The sequence below is a fragment of the Parabacteroides acidifaciens genome (genome assembly GCF_003363715.1).
Classification (GTDB): domain Bacteria; phylum Bacteroidota; class Bacteroidia; order Bacteroidales; family Tannerellaceae; genus Parabacteroides; species Parabacteroides acidifaciens.
Genome location: NZ_QREV01000075.1, coordinates 1 through 18,950, shown reverse-complemented (window position 1 = coordinate 18,950; position 18,950 = coordinate 1). Strand labels below are relative to the sequence as shown.

Annotated in this window: 11 protein-coding genes; 4 read left to right on the top strand and 7 right to left on the bottom strand. The window is 47.3% G+C overall.

What is annotated here, in order from left to right:
- Positions 1-532 precede the first annotated feature (532 nt).
- Genes DWU89_RS19025 through DWU89_RS19015 form a run of 3 tightly spaced genes read left to right on the top strand, consistent with a single transcriptional unit; the run spans position 533 to position 4,688 of the window.
- On the top strand, positions 533-1,225 hold the full coding sequence (locus DWU89_RS19025) for a hemerythrin domain-containing protein (RefSeq protein WP_187574952.1): 693 nt from the start codon (positions 533-535) through the stop codon (positions 1,223-1,225).
- A gap of 4 nt (positions 1,226-1,229) precedes the next feature.
- Positions 1,230-1,832: a response regulator transcription factor gene (locus DWU89_RS19020; protein ID WP_115501213.1), complete on the top strand. Its 603-nt coding sequence runs from the start codon at positions 1,230-1,232 to the stop codon at positions 1,830-1,832.
- A gap of 3 nt (positions 1,833-1,835) precedes the next feature.
- On the top strand, positions 1,836-4,688 hold the full coding sequence (locus DWU89_RS19015; protein ID WP_115501212.1) for a beta-glucosidase: 2,853 nt from the start codon (positions 1,836-1,838) through the stop codon (positions 4,686-4,688).
- A 224-nt stretch (positions 4,689-4,912) separates the two neighbouring features.
- On the opposite strand, the gene DWU89_RS19010 is transcribed toward DWU89_RS19015, so the two are convergent.
- From DWU89_RS19010 to DWU89_RS18985, 6 genes are all read right to left on the bottom strand, one after another.
- Positions 4,913-5,554, bottom strand: a complete 642-nt coding sequence (locus DWU89_RS19010; RefSeq protein ID WP_115501211.1) for a carbohydrate-binding family 9-like protein — start codon at positions 5,552-5,554, stop codon at positions 4,913-4,915.
- A gap of 1 nt (position 5,555) precedes the next feature.
- A complete protein-coding gene (locus DWU89_RS19005; RefSeq protein WP_115501210.1) occupies positions 5,556-6,215 on the bottom strand; it encodes a LysE family translocator in 660 nt (219 codons plus the stop codon).
- Between the two features lie 125 nt (positions 6,216-6,340).
- Complete coding sequence (locus tag DWU89_RS19000) at positions 6,341-7,876, bottom strand: sulfatase family protein (RefSeq protein ID WP_115501209.1); 1,536 nt, start codon at positions 7,874-7,876, stop codon at positions 6,341-6,343.
- 43 nt (positions 7,877-7,919) lie between these two features.
- A complete protein-coding gene (locus DWU89_RS18995) occupies positions 7,920-9,545 on the bottom strand; it encodes a RagB/SusD family nutrient uptake outer membrane protein (protein ID WP_115501208.1) in 1,626 nt (541 codons plus the stop codon).
- 5 nt (positions 9,546-9,550) lie between these two features.
- Positions 9,551-12,862, bottom strand: coding sequence for a TonB-dependent receptor (locus tag DWU89_RS18990; RefSeq protein ID WP_244205952.1), 3,312 nt, complete (start codon positions 12,860-12,862; stop codon positions 9,551-9,553).
- Between the two features lie 218 nt (positions 12,863-13,080).
- Positions 13,081-14,073 carry a FecR family protein gene (locus DWU89_RS18985; protein ID WP_115501206.1) on the bottom strand — a complete coding sequence of 331 codons (993 nt, stop codon included), beginning with the start codon at positions 14,071-14,073 and terminating at the stop codon, positions 13,081-13,083.
- A 110-nt stretch (positions 14,074-14,183) separates the two neighbouring features.
- Here DWU89_RS18985 and DWU89_RS18980 point away from each other — a divergent pair, with 110 nt between their 5' ends.
- Entirely contained in the window at positions 14,184-14,783 is a 600-nt protein-coding gene (locus tag DWU89_RS18980) for an RNA polymerase sigma-70 factor (protein ID WP_115501205.1), read from the top strand.
- Positions 14,784-15,140: 357 nt separating this feature from the next.
- On the opposite strand, the gene DWU89_RS18975 is transcribed toward DWU89_RS18980, so the two are convergent.
- Positions 15,141-18,791 (bottom strand): DUF6383 domain-containing protein, encoded by a 3,651-nt coding sequence (locus tag DWU89_RS18975; RefSeq protein WP_147292150.1) that lies wholly within the window; start codon positions 18,789-18,791, stop codon positions 15,141-15,143.
- Between the last annotated feature and the right edge of the window lie 159 nt (positions 18,792-18,950).

Sequence of the window (18,950 nt, the reverse complement as noted above, 5' to 3'; positions counted from 1 at the left end):
AAACGTACGTTTTCATTAGTCATTTCCAAACGGCTTCCTATCTTTTTATAATTCAACGTCTTACATTCAATTTCGCACCCCATTTTACCCCCTAAAACAGCCCTTTTACGCGTACATTATATAATGTATTACATTGCTATTAATCAACCAATTACGAAAACCGCCAAAATGTAAAAAAACGCTTTTTCGCAGATAGCCGCCTAAAAAGGCCCTTTTTAGCCCCTATTCAAGACAGATATTTTTCCAAAAACAGGCTGATCATTTGCTTCCCGACGCGAAACTAAAGTGTCTGCGGTCGAAACTAAAGTTTCACGGCAGGAAACTAAATTTTCGTCCGAGGAAACTTTAGTTCCATCGGCATGAAACTTTAGTTTCAAAGTAAGAATCTTTCTGAAACTTTAGTTTCAAATATTTTTCCAGCTGAAACTACTTGGTATTCCGAATTTACTAATTTCGTAAGCGCTGCCTGCGGAATCTATTTTTTATGTATCTTTGGGCTATTCAAACACCAAGACAAGAGAGAAAAAAGCCTATGTATAAGAATGGTAAATATCGGGAAACCGACAAAATGAGCGATCTGATCTGCGAGAACTATCCGATGGTGCTTGTCATGAGCCGCTTCGGCATCGCACTCGGATTCGGAGAAAAGAACATCGGAGAGGTATGCCGGCAGAACGGCGTCGATCCCTGCACGTTCCTCGCCGTCGTGAACTTTCTGACGGAAGATGTTTCGGCACCGATGACTAATATTGACAAATGCCTGTCTATCGAGGCTTTGATCACTTATCTGCATAACGCGCATGCCTATTTTCTGGATTTCCGGTTGCCGCATATACGCCGCAAACTGACGGATGCCATTATGGATTGTCCGTCAGACGTGGCTTTCGTCATTACCAAATTCTTTGACGACTATGCCGCAGAGGTCAACAAACATATGTCCTACGAAGAGAAAACGGTGTTCCCGTATGTAAAGGGGCTGTTGAAGGGCGTAAAGGACCCGAAATACAATATCACGATCTTCCGTAAACATCACGACCAGATCGAGATGAAGATTATCGAACTCAAAAATATCCTGATCAAATATTATCCGGGGCCAGGCAGCAACCTGTTGAACAGCGTCTTGTTCGATATCTTTGCGACCGAACAGGATCTGGCTTCCCATAATCACGTCGAGGACTATCTTTTCGTGCCGGCGATCCTGGCATTGGAAAAAACAATCAAGTGATCCGATGAATACCTTATTAACGATAGCTATTGCCGATCCGTCCGCTATCATCCGAAGCGGATTGGAAACGGTGTTGAAACGGCTTCCCGGCTTCCGCATCCAGGTCGTTGAAATTGCCACCATGGAGCTTCTGCTGGAAACGCTTCGCTCGCAGAGGCCCGACATGCTGGTCATCAACCCCGCGATTCCGGGCTGTTTCTCCCTGCAACAGATCAAGGAAGAGGCGGGCTGCACGGAGATGAAATGCATCGCCCTGCTGTATGCCGTCGCCGATCACACGCTGCTCCGCCCTTACGACGAGCAGATCAGCATATACGACAGTCCGGACGAGCTGCGCCATAAACTGGAACTCCTCCACACGCCACCGGCCGAAGAAGCCGGAAACGAAGAACAACAAACACTCAGCACACGCGAAAAGGAAATCGTTGTCTGTGTTGTCAAGGGTATGACGAACCGCGAGATCGCCGACCGCCTGTTCCTTTCCACGCATACTGTCGTCACACACCGCCGAAACATTGCCCGGAAGCTGCAAATCCATAGTGCCAGCGGTCTGACCGTGTACGCCATTGTTAACAAATTAGTAGAACTGAACGACATCAAATTATAATCCATGAAGAAGAACAGACTTGCCGCCATTGCGTCGTGCATTGTCCTGTCGGGGGCATTCTGCACACTGGCACAAAACAAAACACAACAGGAAATCCGGATACCGGACACCTACAAATTAACGAACAAGTCCATTTACCGGAACGGTTGGATCGACTTCAACAAAAACGGGAAAAAGGATGTATATGAAGACCCCACGGCACCGCTCGACGCGCGTATCGAGGACCTTCTGTCACAAATGAACGTCGAAGAAAAGACCTGCCAGATGGTGACGCTCTACGGCTACAAGCGGGTGCTGAAAGACGACCTGCCGACGCCGGAATGGAAGAACCAGCTCTGGAAAGACGGCATGGGCGCAATCGACGAACACCTGAACGGTTTCCAGCAATGGGGACTTCCGCCTTCCGACAATCCATACGTCTGGCCGGCATCGCGCCATGCGTGGGCACTCAACGAAGTACAACGTTTCTTCATCGAAGAGACGCGGCTCGGCATCCCGACGGATTTCACCAACGAAGGAATCCGGGGTGTGGAAAGTTATATCGCGACCAACTTCCCCACACAGTTGGGATTAGGACACACCTGGAACCGCGACCTGATCCACAAAGTCGGCTATATCACCGGACGCGAAGGCCGCCTGTTAGGATATACGAATGTCTACGCTCCGATCCTCGACGTCGGCCGCGACCAGCGTTGGGGACGCTATGAAGAGGTCTACGGCGAAAGCCCTTATCTCGTTGCCGAATTAGGCATACAGATGGCAAAGGGAATGCAGACCGACTACCAGGTGGCGGCGACATCCAAACATTACATCGCTTACAGCAATAATAAAGGCGGACGCGAAGGAATGGCGCGCGTGGACCCGCAGATGTCACCGCGCGAGGTGGAAATGATCCATGTTTACCCTTGGAAGCGGGTGATCAAAGAAGCCGGCATCCTGGGGGCGATGAGCGCCTACAATGATTACGACGGTTTCCCGGTCCAAAGCAGCTATTACTGGCTGACGACACGCCTGCGCGGCGAGTTCGGCTTCCGGGGATATGTCGTTTCGGACAGTGATGCGGTCGAATACCTTTTCTCGAAGCACGGGACGGCGGCCGATATGAAAGAATCCGTCCTGCAAAGCGTATTGGCGGGGTTGAACATACGTTGTACGTTCCGCTCGCCGGATTCCTACGTGCTGCCGTTGCGCGAGCTGATCGCGGAGGGAGCCATCCCGATGTCGACAATCGACGACCGTGTACGCGACATCCTGCGCGTGAAATTCCTGGTCGGACTGTTCGACCAGCCTTACCAGATCGACTTGAAAGAGGCGGACAAGGAGGTGAACAGCGCCGAGAACCAGCAGATTGCCTTGCAGGCTTCTAAAGAATCGCTTGTTTTGCTGAAGAACGAAAATGCTGTCCTTCCATTGGATATAAACAGCGTTTCCAAGATATCCGTATGCGGCCCGAACGCTGACGAAGGAGCTTATGCCTTGACACACTATGGCCCGTTGGCCGTAGAGGTGACAACTGTATTAGAAGGCATTCAAAAGAAAGTGAAACCGGGAACGGAAGTGCTTTTCACCAAAGGCTGCGACCTGGTAGACGCCAACTGGCCGGAATCGGAGTTATACCGTTATCCGTTGACAAGCGAAGAGCAGAGTGAAATAGACAAAGCGGTCGAAAACGCCCGGAAGAGCGACGTCGCAGTCGTTGTGCTCGGCGGTAGCAGCCGCACTTGCGGAGAAAACAAATCGCGTTCCAGCCTGGAACTGCCGGGCCGACAGCTCGACTTGCTTCAGGCGGTTGCCGCAACTGGCAAACCGGTCGTGCTGATATTGATTAACGGACGCCCGCTCTCGATCAACTGGGCGGACAAATATGTTCCAGCTATCCTCGAAGCCTGGTATCCGGGCTCGCAAGGCGGTACGGCTATTGCAGACGCCCTGTTCGGGGACTACAATCCGGGCGGTAAATTGACCGTGACCTTCCCGAAAACAGTCGGACAGATTCCTTTCAACTTCCCGACCAAGCCGAACGCACAGATCGACGGAGGAGGGAACAAAGGGCTGAACGGCAATATGTCCCGCGTAAACGGCCCGCTATATCCGTTCGGCTACGGGTTGAGCTACACGACATTCGAATACTCGGACATATCCATCCAGCCGTCTGTCGTCACACATATCCAACCGGTCACCGTACGCTGCAAAGTGACCAATACGGGTAAACGCGCCGGCGATGAGGTCGTACAGTTATATGTACGTGACGTCATCAGCTCCGTCACGACTTACGAAAAGAACCTTTGTGGCTTCGACCGCATCCATCTGAATCCGGGGGAGACAAAAGAGGTGACCTTCACCATAGAGCCGCGCGACCTGCAACTACTGAACAGCGATAACCACTGGGTTGTCGAACCGGGAGATTTCAAAGTAATGGTCGGAGCCTCTTCCGAAGACATCCGCCTGAATGACCGTTTCACAGTGGTAGAATACGGGAAAGAGCAGGCTGCCTCACCCGCCTCCGCCCATCAGCAAAGATCCGTAATAGCCAGTTCTTCACAAGAGACAGCGGCACGAGTCCTGGACGGTAACCTGTCCACAGCCTGGAAAGCCAACGAAGGCGAATACATCACCTTCGCACTCGAAAACAACGCTTCGCCCAACAGCATAGCGATTGCCTGGAAAGAAAAAAGCAAAGATGCCAAATTCGAAATCCAGCTATCCGGCGGCGGAGGCCAGTTCCTGACTGTTTACGAAGGAGTGGTCGATGCGACTAACGAATTGAAGACATACCGGTTCAAAGGCACCACCGCCAGCGATATCCGCATCGTGATTACCTCCGGCAATGCCAGTATCTCAGAAGTAAAGCTCTAAACCGTACCGGTGCAAAATAATAATGCAGATCAACATTATCGCATTTCAGTATCGAAATCCCATAATGTTGACCTGCATTATCTGTTTTAAGCATCGAAAATGATAATGTATCAAAAGTAAGTTCTAACGCTTTAGCGTGTCATGGCGGGCTTGACCCGCAACCTCATACTAAACTGACAATGATTAAGATGAGATGGCGGGTCAAGCCCGCCAGGACACAGACACTATAAATAGATTTCCCCGAAGAACCCCGGACAATGGAAATTGGGCGACGGCAGATCGATCGGGCTCCAGCTGACGAAATGTGGAAATTCGGTATCATCCGCACATTTATAGAAGTTGCCCATAATCTTTTCCGGCAAGTTTTCCGGATCGAGTCCCATCACACGGAAAGGGATTGAGACGACCAGTTCCCAAGCATGCACACCTAATTTCTCCGGAAACGCAGTATGTTCCATAGTGGAATAACGGCGGATAGAAGCGTACTCTTCCGGCGACAGAGACTGTTTGACATCACGGGATTCGCGATGTGATGCGTCGCACGTACCGATACAGTTAAACTCGAAGTTGTAATAGTTGTGGTCATCCACCCGTTTCATAAAGAACTCGACACAGCTGTCCGTATATACAGGCGAGCCGTCTACCTCATGGAGCGCTTTCAGGGAGTTCCCTTTTACAAAATAGCGGATATACAAATTGACATCCGACCTTGCTATATCGAATGCCACGATAGGCTTATAGGGATATTCTTCCCAGTTAATCACGTCAATATACTCTCGCTGGGCCTTGCTCTCCATTAAAAAGCCGACGGACGACAGGTCCAGAACATCCAGCGTTGCCAAATAAGGGACTTTCAGTTTCTTCATTTCAATTATAGATTTGGAGTAATGGCAAATGGAAATAAGAAGTCAGCAACACAGACACAGCCCCGATAACAGCCAGCACAATAATCACCGATCCCACAATCCGATTCAATAGCCATATACCTCGCACGTTAAACCATTTCTTCAATTTCGCTATTACATACGTGATCCCGAACCACCAGAGTACAGCTCCCACTCCTATAAAACCAATGCCTCCTAACAGCATCCAGACCGAATGCTCCGGCAAGACAAAACCGAAGCGGGCAAACAGACCGATATATAACAGTACAATTAAGACGTTGCTAAAGGTAAGAAGAAAAGCTGTAATAAAATCCTGTGTAAACGATAACTTTTTTTCCCGTCGCTTTTTTAGGTTCCGTACGGGATTAGACTGGAAAATGTAATAGCCGAAAACGCCTAATACGATGCTACCAATTAACTGGAGCGGGGCCTGATTCGCTTCGACAAAGTTCACGACCACTCCCATTCCTAAGCAGGTCAGCGCGGCATAGATCACATCCGACAGGGCAGCGCCCAACCCGGTGACAAACCCGTGCCAACGTCCTTTGTTCAGCGTTCGTTGTATACACAGCATACCGATCGGACCCATCGGGGCGGAAACCAATATACCTATCACAATTCCTTTACTTATCAATCCCAGCATTATCCTTCTTTTTTCTGCCTAATGATTTGCAAAGATAACCTCTATTCCTGATAAAAAAAGAAAAAACGCCTGTAGGAATGTTTTTTAGATTACCTACAGGCGCTTTCACACTTTGTCAAAAAAGATTATTTTGCCTTCTCTTTCTCTAAAATAGCTTTCAGTTTTGCTACTATTTCCGGGTGTTCGGCTGCCAGATTCTTCTTTTCGCCGATATCCTGTTTCAGATTGTAAAGCTGTTCTTCTTTGCTGTTTCCCAATTCGATATTGGTCAGTTTTTGATAGGCGGCGCCATTGCTCGGAGCGATATATTTCCATTCGCCGTCGGAAATGGAAAGCGCACCTGCAACTTCAACCACATAATCGCGTCCTTTCAGGTCTTTACCCAGGAATGCATCTAAATAGTCCTGGCTGTCGGGACCGGCTCCCGGCTCCAATGTCTTACCCATCAGGCTCGCCATAGAAGCATACAAGTCCACTTGGGAAACCAAAGCATTCGAAACACCCGGTTTCACCTGTGCCGGCCAGCTTACGACCATCGGGATACGTGTTCCGGCTTCGAAAATACTGTATTTGCCACCCCGGAAAGGTCCCCAAGGCTTATGATCGCCGAGAAGTTCGACAGCGCGGTCTGCATAACCATCGTCCACGACAGGACCATTGTCACTACTCAAGACGATCAACGTGTTTTCCGTCAAACCTGCCTTATCCAAAGCATCCATAATCTGTCCGACTGTCCAGTCGAATTGCAACAAAGCGTCGCCACGAGGTCCCATGCCGCTCTTGCCCACGAAACGCGGATGCGGCCAGCGGGGAACGTGTGCATCGTTGGTTCCGACATACAGGAAGAACGGTTCGTCCTTATGGTTTTCGATGAACTGGACAGCCTTAACCGTAATGCTATCTGCAATGTTTTCATCTTCCCACAAAGCCTGTTTGCCACCCTTCATATAACCGATACGGGAAATACCGTTCACGATCGCCATATCATGTCCATGGTTCGGACTTGGTTTGAGCTTCGTCAACATTTCCGGATGATCCTTTCCCAACGGCTCGCCGGGGAACGGTTCTTTATAGCTGACAGCAATCGGATCGTTCGGATCGAGATTGACAATCCGCTGGTTCTCCACAAAGACGCAGGGAACACGGTCGGCAGTTGCAGCCATCAGATAAGAATAGTCGAAACCGATATCCGTCGGTCCGGGCGTGATAAAGCCGTTCCAATCCTGCGTACCGGTTTTGTCACCCAATCCTAAGTGCCACTTCCCGATCGCACCGGTCGTGTAACCACATTCGCGGAACATATCGGCAACCGTCGGTTGTTCGGGACGGATCACCATACCGGCATCTCCGGCGGCAATCCCCGTATCATTCCGTCGCCAGGCATAATGCCCGGTGAATAACGAGTAACGCGAGGGCGTACTGGTTGCAGCCACAGCATGTGCATCCGTAAAGCGAACACCCTGCGCCGCCAGCTTCTCCACATTCGGCGTGTGAATCGTCTTCGATCCGTTACAACTCAGGTCGCCATAACCGATATCATCGGCTATCAGGAAAATAACGTTCGGCTTCTGCGGCGTTGTTTTCTCTTCTGCTTTTGGTTTGTTACCGGAACAGGAGGCCAGCAAAGTGGCCCCTATTCCTAACATGATTGTTGATTTCATGATAATAATTTATTTGTCTCGTATCAAGTATCATTTGTATGTTTTACCGCAAGTTCGGATTGATATCCTGTTCAGACTGCGGGATCGGCCATTTGTAGTCCTGATCCTGACGGAAAGCGCGGCTGTTCACCCACCATCTGCCGTATTTATCCACTTCTCCGTCCGGTTTGGCGCTTACGCGTTTCGAGCCGGGGAAAGGAGCGCCGTAAATATCGCCATTTAATGCTTCATGTGCAATACCCCAACGGAGCAAGTCCCAATAGCGGATACCTTCCATGGCCAGTTCGACACGGCGTTCGTTCCGGAGGATAGGACGCAGCTTTGCGGCATTCACTTCCGTGATTGCCGGCATCTGTACAGATGCACGACCTCTTACCTTATTGATGGTTTCATCCAATAAAGCCTGCGTAATGCCTTCGCCTGCCTCCAATTTGGCTTCCAGATAGCTCAGCAGGACTTCTGCGTAACGGATAACAGGAACATTTCCACCGTAGCTGTTCAGGTTGCCGGAGAATGTTTCGTCGAAATACTTACGCATCATCAGACCGGTCTGTGTGGTCTGTCCGCCCATCACCTTATCCGGGCTTTGAGAATCCGGATGGCAGTCGTAGACAGCGCCTTTAAAGGTCGATCCGTTATAATAGATCGTATAATCCAGACGCGGGTCCCGGTTTTTGCCCAAGTTTACCGGATCGTACTGCGGACTGTCGTAGCTAAACGGCGTACCGTCTCTGAACTGATAGGCTTCGAACAAACCGGCTGCCACGTTAATCAGACACCAACCGCCGTCTTTTACGGGGAAAGCATGCTGCGGCAGGGCGTTACCGGCCTGGTCCTGCAAATACTGCGTTGAAAAGATATTCTCGCTACTGTTCTCGTTTGACGGTAAGAAAAGGGAGGCGTAATCCGGATCGATCGCATTGTCGCCCAGGTCTATAATCTGCTTAAAGGCGGCGGCAGCTTCGCTATATTTCTTGGCAGCCAGCAGGGTACGTCCCAGGAAAGCCAGGGATGCCTGCTTGTTGGCACGTCCGGTTTCAGATCCTTTCAGATCCTTGAAACGGGGCAGGTCGGCGGCAGCCTCCGTGAACTCTTTAATAATAAACTCGGTAATATCCGCTTTCGATGTTTTTGTCACCGTATTTGCCTCATCCTTCGTCAGCACCTTCGTTACCAAAGGCACATCCTGGAAGAACTGGGACAGATAGAAGTACTGGGCGGCGCGGATAAAACGGGCTTCAGCTGTGAAACGGGCTACGACAGCCGGATCGCTCAAATTGACGATACCTTCCAGAAAACGGTTGCAACGGGCAATTTTGGAATATGAGTTCTTCCAATATGCTTCCGTATAAGCATTATTCGACAATAAAGCTCCGTTTGAAATCTTATGGAAATTGGAGTTCGTCCCGCGACGATCATAAGCATTATCCGTCGGAAACTCCATAAAGATCAGACCACCGTACGACCACCAGTCGGTCGGCGTATATTCAGGAGAGTTAAACAGGATTTCCCCTTTATAGACCCCGGTCAGAGCCAGTTCGGCATTATCTTCGCTGGTCCAGAACACATCTTCTGCGAACTTATCCAGCGGACTCCGGTCCAGGTCACACGATACGAAAGTTGTCGTTGCTGCCAGCAAGGTAAAAATAAAATATTTGATTCGTTTCATGACTTTTAGAATTTAAAGTTTACACCAATTGTATAAGTTGCCAAAATCGGATAATAGTTTCCGGATGTATTGATTTCCGGGTCCCATCCTGGTTTATACTTATTCCAGCACAAAGGATTCTCGGCCTGTACATACACGCGCAAATTCGTGATCTTGGCCGCCTGTAACATCTTTTTCGGGAAAGAATAGCCTAACTGGATATTCTTCAAACGGATATAAGAAGCATCCTGTACCCAGAAATCAGAAGAAACAATGTTCGGAGTCACAGAGTTACTCAAGTCCTCCAGCCTCGGATAAGCCGGGTAGCGGGTCGGATTGGCCGGATCGAAACGTCCTTCCGCCTGCCATTTCTGGATATTACCGTCACCTCTGAACGCCCAGCCGGCAAAGCCGTCGAGCATACCGGTCACACCGGCTACACCTTGCAACAGGACAGACAGGTCGACACCTTTATATTCCACACCCAGGTTCAGACCGAACGTGAACTTCGGAATGCGTGAACCCAAGTAAACACGGTCGTAGTTCGGATCGATCTTACCGTCGGGCACACCGTCCGGACCGCTGATATCCTTATAACGGATGTCTCCGGGCTGCGGGTTAGGCGTCACTTTACTCTGGTCGTGCCAACCTTTAATATCGTTCTCATCCAGGAACACGCCGTCCGACAGGTAGCCGTAGTACATATTAATCGGATAGCCGACAAACAGGTCACTGCCGTTACCGACCAAACCATTGAGCTGCTCTACGTTACCGACACCTAAAGTGGTCAGCTTATTCTTGATGATAGACAAGTTGGCGTTTACATTATATGAAACATCACCGATCTTATTGCGATGTCCGACTTCAAATTCCCAACCGAAGTTCTTCAACTCTCCGGTGTTCATTTCCGAAATCTTCTGCCCCAGGACAGAGGAAACGCTTCCGCTCGGTTTATACAAAATGTCGTATGTACGGCGGGTGAAGTAAGAAGCGTTCACGCTCAACAGGCCGTTCCACAAAACAGCTTCCAGACCACCGTCGATCGTTTCCGTTTCCTCCCATTTGATAGTCGGGTCGACAGCTGTCGTAACAGCCGCACCTTGTGTGTATGTATCGCCAAACGGATAGTTCTGGCCTAATTCATATACCGACTGATACGGATAATTACCGATATTCTGGTTACCTAAGCGTCCCCATGATGCTTTCAGCTTCAGGTTGGAGATAAAGCCCAACGATTCGTTTTCCTTGAAGAAGTTTTCTTCCGAAAGTCTCCAACCGGCAGCTAAAGAGGGGAAGAAACCGAACTTCTTGCTTTTCGGGAAGCGGGAAGAACCGTCGTAACGGACTGTCGATTCGAACAAATAGCGTTCGTTGAAGTTATAGCGGAGACGGCCGAAACCGGACTGGATCGCCCAGGCATTACCCGTACCGACAGACTTCTGGTTGTCCGGAGAACCGGCATTCAGATATGGCAGGTCGTTGCCGGGAAACTTATCGCGTGAGCCCTGCACATAGCGGTAGTCTTCCTGCTCCCAGGAATAACCGGCCAGGATTCCGAAAGAATGTCCACCGAACTTCTTATTATATTCAGCCGTAGCCTGGAAAGTCTTATAGATCGTCTTTCCCATTTTGTGTTTCAACTCGGAAGGACCTAACACACGGTCACCGGACAGTTTCATGGTCGAACGGTATGTGCGTTCTTCTGAGTTCGTATAGGTATAAGCACCGATTGCTGACAATTGTAAATCTTTTATCGGGTTATAATCCAAACGGACATTCGCATTCATCGAAAATTCCGGGTTTTCATAGAAAGAATCGCTCTTGATCCATCCGGCAGGCGTCCCGTGCAATTCACGTCCGGCGCCGAAAGTCCCGTCTGACAGAATAGTCGGAGTCAGGCCGGGGAAACGCAATGCCTTCTGAATAAGCACCAACATATTGTCGGCATCGTCACCGCCTGGAGCCATCGGTTCCTTCCGGTTGCCATACATACCCGAGAGACGGGTGGTCAGCTTCAATCCCGGCAGGAGTTCGTTGATAAGGTTGACGCGGGCGTTATAGCGCTGGTAATCGTTCTTTTCCACGATACCGTTCTGTTTCAGGTAGCCGAACGACACCATGTAGCGGTTCTGCGCATTACCGCCGTTCACCGTCACGTCATGTCCGGTCTGTAACCCCTTGCGTGAGAAAACTTCATCCAGATAGCGTGCGTTTGCATAATGGTCCGGATCGCTTCCGTCCCTGAACTTCTGGATTTCTTCCGGCGTATAGGCTTCGCGTCCTACGGCTTCATTATAGAGAGTGGCATATTGCCAGGTATCCGCAAACTCAGGCAGTGCGGTCGGCGTATTGAAACCAACATATCCGTTATAACCAACAGAGACTTTACCTTCCCTTCCGGTCTTCGTCGTCACCAGGATAACCCCGTTTGCAGCACGCGATCCGTAGATGGCAGCCGTAGAAGCATCCTTCAACACGGAGATTGATTCGACATCTTCCGAGCTGACATCGTTCAGCTTACCCGGAATGCCATCGATCAGAACCAATGCATCCGACTTGGTTGCCGCCTTATCGTCGTCCGCATTGGTAAACGTGCCGACACCACGCACGCGGATTTCGCCGCCGCTATTACCCGGACGTCCCGAACGCTGGATAACGGTCACACCCGCCATCTGTCCGGTCAAGGCATTCGACAGCTGCGGAGTCGAACGGTTTTCCAGTTTCTCGCTGCCGATCTGGGCGATCGAACCGATCACGTTCACTTTCTTTTCCGTACCGTAGCCGACAACGACCACTTCTTCCAAAGCCTGTGAATCTTCGGCGAGCTGGATTGTATAGCTCGTCTGGTCGCCTACAGTCAGTTCTTTTGTGATATAGCCGATATAAGACACCTGCAGTTTGGCACCTTTCGGAGCATCGAGCGAGAAATTACCGTTCATATCGGTAATCGTCCCGTTCGTCGTCCCTTTCACGACAACATTGGCACCGGCAATCGGACCGAAAGCATCCGAAACGACGCCGGTAATCTTACCGTCCTGCTGTACAGCGCCCAAAAGGACAATCTTATTATCTTCTATACGATATTTATAAGAAGATAGAATCTGGTTCAGTACTTCCTTAATATTCCCGTTTTTGACATCGAGGTTAACATGTTTCGTCATATCGACAGCCGAGTTATTGAAAAAGAATACAAACTGCGTATTCGCTTCAATGGTCCTGATCGCTTCTTCAAGCGTCACATCAGACAAGCTCAGATTGATCTTTGCATTCTGGGCATAGCTTTCCACTGCAGACAGTTGGAGGAAGGAAATGGCGACAAATAAAAGTATTAGCTTCATTTTCCTGAATAAATTAATGTTAAGAATAGGTATGGCAATCCCATACGTGGACTTTTTTTTCATACATTTGAATGTTTAAAGTTTTACATTTTGCTCTCACGCTTTCACCTTTGAGAGCAGTTTGTTTAGTTTACATCAGGCGGATGCTGGTAACATCTGCCTGATTTTTTTTAATGTTTCTCCGAATCTTAGATCATAGGCAATTTTCTTTATCGTTATTATTTAGGACTTATAATTATTTTATCTCCATCGATCGTATAACGGATCGGACTGATCAGAGTTAACAATTTCAGTATTTCTTCCGGCGATTCCTTCCGGATCGTCAGCGACAGGCGCTGGTCGAGCGGAACACCTTTCCGGCATTCTATATCCAGGTTATACCAATGCTTCATCCGGTGCAGGACAACCGACAGCTTTTCATTCGTGCAAACCAGCTTATCGCCTATCCAGATTATATAATCGGAGGCGTCCACTTCAGCCAGATTATAAGTGCCGCTCTGTTTGTTACAAGATATCTTCTGGTTTGGCTTCAAGATGATTCCCTTATCCAATCCCGGCAAAAAGACTTCCACTTTCCCCGAAAGCAAAGCGGTCTCGACTGTTTCCCGGTTTTTATAGTTACGCACATTGAAGTGAGTTCCCAACACATTTACCGTCATCCCGTCCGTTTCGACGAAGAAAGGCGCCTGTTCATCTCGTACGACCTCGAAGTAGCCTTCACCTTCCAGCTTCACCTGGCGTTTACCGGCTTGGAAATGCTCCGGATAGACCAGTACGCTGTTAGCATTCAGCCAGGCGGTCGTTCCGTCCGGCAGAGTCACGGAGCCTTTGCTGTCTTTTCCCATAATGACACGGTTCATTACCAATTGCTCTTCCGGAGAGAGGTTGAAGAACCGCTTTTGTCCGGCAAAATAACTGCCTAACGAACAAACCAGCAACAGGGCGACGGAAGCGGCAACCTTCACGAAGAAAGACAGTCGGAGCTGCTTCCGTTTCTGTTCTTTCTTCTCCACTTCGGCCGCGAAACGGGCGAACGCCTGCTTCACATAATCCCGGTCGGACACCGGAGTCTCCTCCGTTTCCAACCAACGGTCCCTGATTTCGGAAAAAGACTGCTTGTTCACCTCACTCTCCCGGAGCCAGTCGAGAAGCTGTTCCTTTTCTTCTTCCGAAGCATCACCGCGCAAATATTTCAGTACTATATCGTTCATCTTTTATTACATCCTTTATACCTATCACAAAACAAAAGGGAATATCCCTACCCCGAATTGAAAAAAAATTCTATTTTTGCTAAATAATATTCAGAGAGAAGCAGAAAGTTATGAAGAGACGGGAAGAAAACAGCCTGAAAACGCCGCGTAGCAGAGTCGTCGATATGTCTCTGTTCGGACAGCTGTTTAATACCTATTTCCAGGCACTGACCACTTACGCCTACCGTTTCGTCAACGACTGGCAGGCCGCGGAAGACATCACGCAGGATGTCTTTATGGCACTCTGGGTAAAAAAGGAAGAAATTGATTTCGACGAACCGATCAAGCCTTATCTCTACCGAGCTATCTACAACCGTTCGATCAATTACCTCAACTCCGCCCTGATGCAAAAACGCATCGAAGGAGCAGACACGATCGACGAACTGATCAACCACGAAATCCTCAGTTACAACCAGCACGACACGCTTCTCTTGAAAGAGATCACAAACGAAATCGACTCCTTCGTCGAAACCCTCCCGCCCCAATGCCGGAAAGTCTACAAAATGAGCCGCGAAGAAAACCTGCGAAACAAAGAAATAGCCGCCCGCCTGGAAATAAGCGAAAAAGCGGTAGAAAAACACATCTCCAAAGCTCTCAGCGAGATACGCAACCATTTGGTGCGCCTCGATATTCTGTCGATGCTTGTCTGCTTGATTGGAAAATCGATGTAATACTTAATTTTCATACGGCTTTTCCAGAAAATCCAAACCGAATTTGGCCCGTTTTCATAGAAAATCCAAACCGAACTCACTTCTATAACAAAACGAAGCCCCGGCAGCATCTAACTGTCGGGGCTTGTTTTTTGTCTGCATTCGGTCTTCACAGAGGGAAAGGCAGATGAACTTTTAATTTCATTACTTTAGTATTATTAATATTAAATCTGACCGCTTGTTCACCTGTCGCAGGATAATTGGTGTTGATTGGGATAAACGGATATTCATCCGTAATGTAGAGACGGACGGCCGTCCGTCTCTATGCGCATCCCGCACAAAACCGCGCGGTCGAATTATTTGATTATAAATTCATTCTTATTTTACGATTGCTTTTACAGCTTCTTCGCCTTCGATAGCAACTACGACTACACCGGCAGGAGCAGCGATTGTTGCGTTGTCAGAAGAAAGAACTGTGTTAGCAACTGTCTGACCTAAGATGTTAGTGATAACAACTTTCTTGCCGGCAGCACCGATGATCTGAACACTACCTTCGGCAGCGATCACTGTTACATCTGAAGTTGAGATAACTTCATTGCCTGTCGGTTTCATATCAGTATCGTTGATAGCGAACAGCTGTGCTTGTCCTTTGTTACCCAATACCAATACACCGTTCAGATAACTTACATAAGTCTTAGCTGTTGTATTGGCTGCAGGAATAGATTCGATTCTGTAATAACCTTCGTTATCTTCGTCGATTGCAAATGCCCATGTTGCATTAGTAATACCCTTCTTATCTGCAATATTGATCGTATCTTTAGTAACAGCCTTCGGTTTAGCAATTGCCAGAGAATCGTTGTTACCGAATTCTACGCGGTTAGCGTGAACGAAACCGATACGAGTCAGACCATCCTGAGTATATTTAACAGTCTCATTAGAAGTAGAGTCTGCATAGCTTACCATATAAGCCTTTGTATCGAATGAACCAACCTTTGCAGTATCAACCGGTTTAGTGATATAATATGCATAACGGTAGTTATTCGGACGGTTTACATAAGCTGTATCCAAACCAAGAACGAAGTCGTTATCCGTTGCAGCGGCTTTCAGTTCCAGACCAGTACGTTTGATTACGGCGAACGGCTTAACAGCTGTTACCTTAGAAGCCTCGTCACCCATCAGGGAGATAGTAACATTCTTCGGAGCGTCTGTTACGTTCAGATAAGATTCTGTTACAGCTGATTCCAGGTTGAATGCCCAGTTAGTGATTTCTGTCGGAGCAACAACGACAACATTGCCATTCTGATCTACTGCAATCTTTTCAGATTCCAAATTGCCATTATCCTCAACATTCCACAATAATTCATACTGGCTTGCATTATCGTTTACACGACGCAGCTTCATAACATCTTCTGTTTCAAGTTTTGTCAACATTAAATCGTTGCCATCTGCGTCTCCATTTCTGAAATACAAAGTATCTTCACCCAAGTACATTTCGAAGCCATAAGAAGCAGCGCTCAAGTTAGCATCGTTCAGTTCTACCAAACTTCCGCCATTCTTAGCTTTCAGTTCCAGTGCCTTATCTGCATCTGCAGTAGCCACTACAGAAGAGTCTTTGCCCATTGTCAGATAATATTTAGCTTCCGGATTTACGAAATTAGTAGCAGTCAGTTTGAATGTCAGATGATCTTTGTCTGCATCATTGATGTGTTTGTAACCTAAGTATTCATCTTTCATGTCAGGAACAGCAGTGATTTCCAAAGTGTCTTTGCCTGCAGTTACATAAATGTTGTTTTCTGCATCCTTAACGATGATCTTAGTTGCAGAGCCAAAGAAGTCTTTATTAGCATCACGGTTTGCCAATTGATAAGTTCCTTCCAACTTGTTAGCAGCAGTTACGATCCACTGAGTTGCAGGAACATTGTTATATACAGCGGCAGCACCAACTATCGTGTTATCACCCGTTGTAGAAGTCATTACCTGATACGGTTTTCTTGCATCGGCTTTCTTCAGGCTCTTGATGAAATAAACATCACCTACTTCAAAGGCGGGTTTAGGACCTTCAATCTGTTTAAAGGTGATAGTCGTATTCTTCGTAGCAGGATCATCAGATGTTGCTACAGACACTTCACGGTGAGAGTTACTTGCCAAAGTGCGGATAACAACCTGGGCAGCTTTCGGTGTAATACCTTCAGAATACCATTTACCAGCAGCTGTTGCTGTCGGCATGAAAGTCTTAATTGTTACTTCGTCACCCGCAATCAGCTCAGGATCTACAGTTAACTGGAAAGCAAACATATTTGCGTGTTGTCCTAAAGCAGGAACTACTTTCTTTCCTGCTGCATCAATAGCGTGCAATGTATCAGCTCTAAATGTGAAGTACTGTTCTTTTTCAGCAACATAGTTAGTGTCGACACAGAGATAAGCTTGCTTATCATCAATAAAAGAGTCAACAATAGCAATTGCATAGTGATTTTCAGCTTTTAAGAACTCACTCGCTGATGGATCATCTGACAAAATATTTTTAGATGTTACAAAATTAGTTTCAGATGCAGAAGTATGGATAGCAGTCAAAAGAGCTTGAATGTTTACCGAGTTCGTAGCATCAATAGTAGTCGCTGCACCTGTCTGGAACTGGTCAAACAACAAATTACCATCAGTAGCAGTAGCAAATAAAGCCTTCACTACCGTCCCCTTTTCTGTGTCAAACTTCGGCTTTTCATCTGCTGCCAAATAAGGTTTCACCATATAGTCATTCATAATAGAATCGACATCAAAGTAAGCCTGATTTGTTGCCTTCTTTACTTTTGCAACCATACTCTTTACCTGAGCTGCTGAAGCATTGTATTCAGCCAACAATTTGGAAGTCTTCGGTAATTTACCAGCAGCTGTAAATGTTGTATCTGCCAATGCTTTAAGTTTTGCATTTGCCGCATTCAAAGAATCCTGAACAGTACCATTTGTTGTTGAAGTCGGATTAAAATATAATTGCTTTGCTCTATCAAGATCAGCAATAGCACCTGCCAAATCAATTGCATTAGGGATAGCTGCCCCTAATTTTGTACTTGCCGGCACACCATTATTCTGAGCATAATCGATAGCTGTTTTAATTTCACCTTCACAAGCCTTAATAGCAGCTTCCAGTTCTGTAAACGCTTTATCTGTCATTTTCTTTGCGGCAGCCAGATCAGCTTTGAATGAGCTTGTTGAAGTCGCAGATGTATAAATCTCATCAAACTTAACAGCACGTAATTTGTTTGCCGTAAACGGATTTTCAAAAGCGTTATTCTTTACGTCATTAGAGAAAGTCAGCTCGAAAGAATCATTTACATCTGCACTCAAATCGGCAACTGTCAGAGAATAAGGTTTTGATGCATTAGCTGTAGCATCAACTAAATATAAACTCATAACCTTACAATCTGCAGCGTTAGGAGAAACCTCCGGAACATCCGTAGGAGTTCCTTCTGCCATCATCACTTTAACAGCGCCATCTTTTACGACTAATGCATACTGATACATTTTGCCTGCAGTCGCATCATAGAAGTTAGTACGAGCATCCGGACCTTTTGCAAAAGTAATAACGCCGTCTTCATCAATAGAAACTACATCGCTGTTTACAGTCATAGCACCAATGCCATCTGATGCGATATAGGCATACTGAGCCTTGTAGAACGAAGTTTGAGAAGCTTTAACATCCTTCTTTGAAACAGATAATTCCTGTCCTTCTTTGTTCACCAACTTGATTTCGTAATAGACTCCACCAGCGGCATTGACCTTCTGTTCTACAGTCGGTTTCCACAATGTTGCATTAAAATCTTCATAGAGTTTAATATCATCAGCCTTAACAATAGCAACAGAATCTCTCTTGCCATCTTCGCTATGACCGATAATTACACGGCTGTTTGCATCTCCCGACAATGCCACATGATAATACTTGGTAGTATCCAAGATCTTACCAGCTGCCATTGCAGTCGAAGACAATCCACCTGCCACCATTACAGCAGCCAAAAGAGTAGAAAATCTTTTGTTCATAATTCTAAAATGTTTAATTAATAATAATGTATAGTATATTGAATTTCTATATCGTCTTTATACTTCGTGTTCAATCACGACTTTTCTTAATCGTTGTAAAATGACGAGAGAAAACGTACGTTTTTTTTAGTCATTTATTTTTGCGATCTTTGCACTTCG

What these genes read in the sequence shown, in the direction of transcription:
- DWU89_RS19020 (WP_115501213.1), top strand. Translation starts at nt 1,230, where the DNA reads ATGAATACCTTATTAACGATAGCTATTGCCGATCCGTCCGCTATCATC.
- DWU89_RS18975 (WP_147292150.1), bottom strand. Translation starts at nt 18,791, where the DNA reads ATGAACAAAAGATTTTCTACTCTTTTGGCTGCTGTAATGGTGGCAGGT.
- DWU89_RS18980 (WP_115501205.1), top strand. Translation starts at nt 14,184, where the DNA reads ATGAAGAGACGGGAAGAAAACAGCCTGAAAACGCCGCGTAGCAGAGTC.
- DWU89_RS19010 (WP_115501211.1), bottom strand. Translation starts at nt 5,554, where the DNA reads ATGAAGAAACTGAAAGTCCCTTATTTGGCAACGCTGGATGTTCTGGAC.
- DWU89_RS18995 (WP_115501208.1), bottom strand. Translation starts at nt 9,545, where the DNA reads ATGAAACGAATCAAATATTTTATTTTTACCTTGCTGGCAGCAACGACA.
- DWU89_RS19000 (WP_115501209.1), bottom strand. Translation starts at nt 7,876, where the DNA reads ATGAAATCAACAATCATGTTAGGAATAGGGGCCACTTTGCTGGCCTCC.
- DWU89_RS18985 (WP_115501206.1), bottom strand. Translation starts at nt 14,073, where the DNA reads ATGAACGATATAGTACTGAAATATTTGCGCGGTGATGCTTCGGAAGAA.
- DWU89_RS19025 (WP_187574952.1), top strand. Translation starts at nt 533, where the DNA reads ATGTATAAGAATGGTAAATATCGGGAAACCGACAAAATGAGCGATCTG.
- DWU89_RS19015 (WP_115501212.1), top strand. Translation starts at nt 1,836, where the DNA reads ATGAAGAAGAACAGACTTGCCGCCATTGCGTCGTGCATTGTCCTGTCG.
- DWU89_RS18990 (WP_244205952.1), bottom strand. Translation starts at nt 12,862, where the DNA reads ATGAAGCTAATACTTTTATTTGTCGCCATTTCCTTCCTCCAACTGTCT.
- DWU89_RS19005 (WP_115501210.1), bottom strand. Translation starts at nt 6,215, where the DNA reads ATGCTGGGATTGATAAGTAAAGGAATTGTGATAGGTATATTGGTTTCC.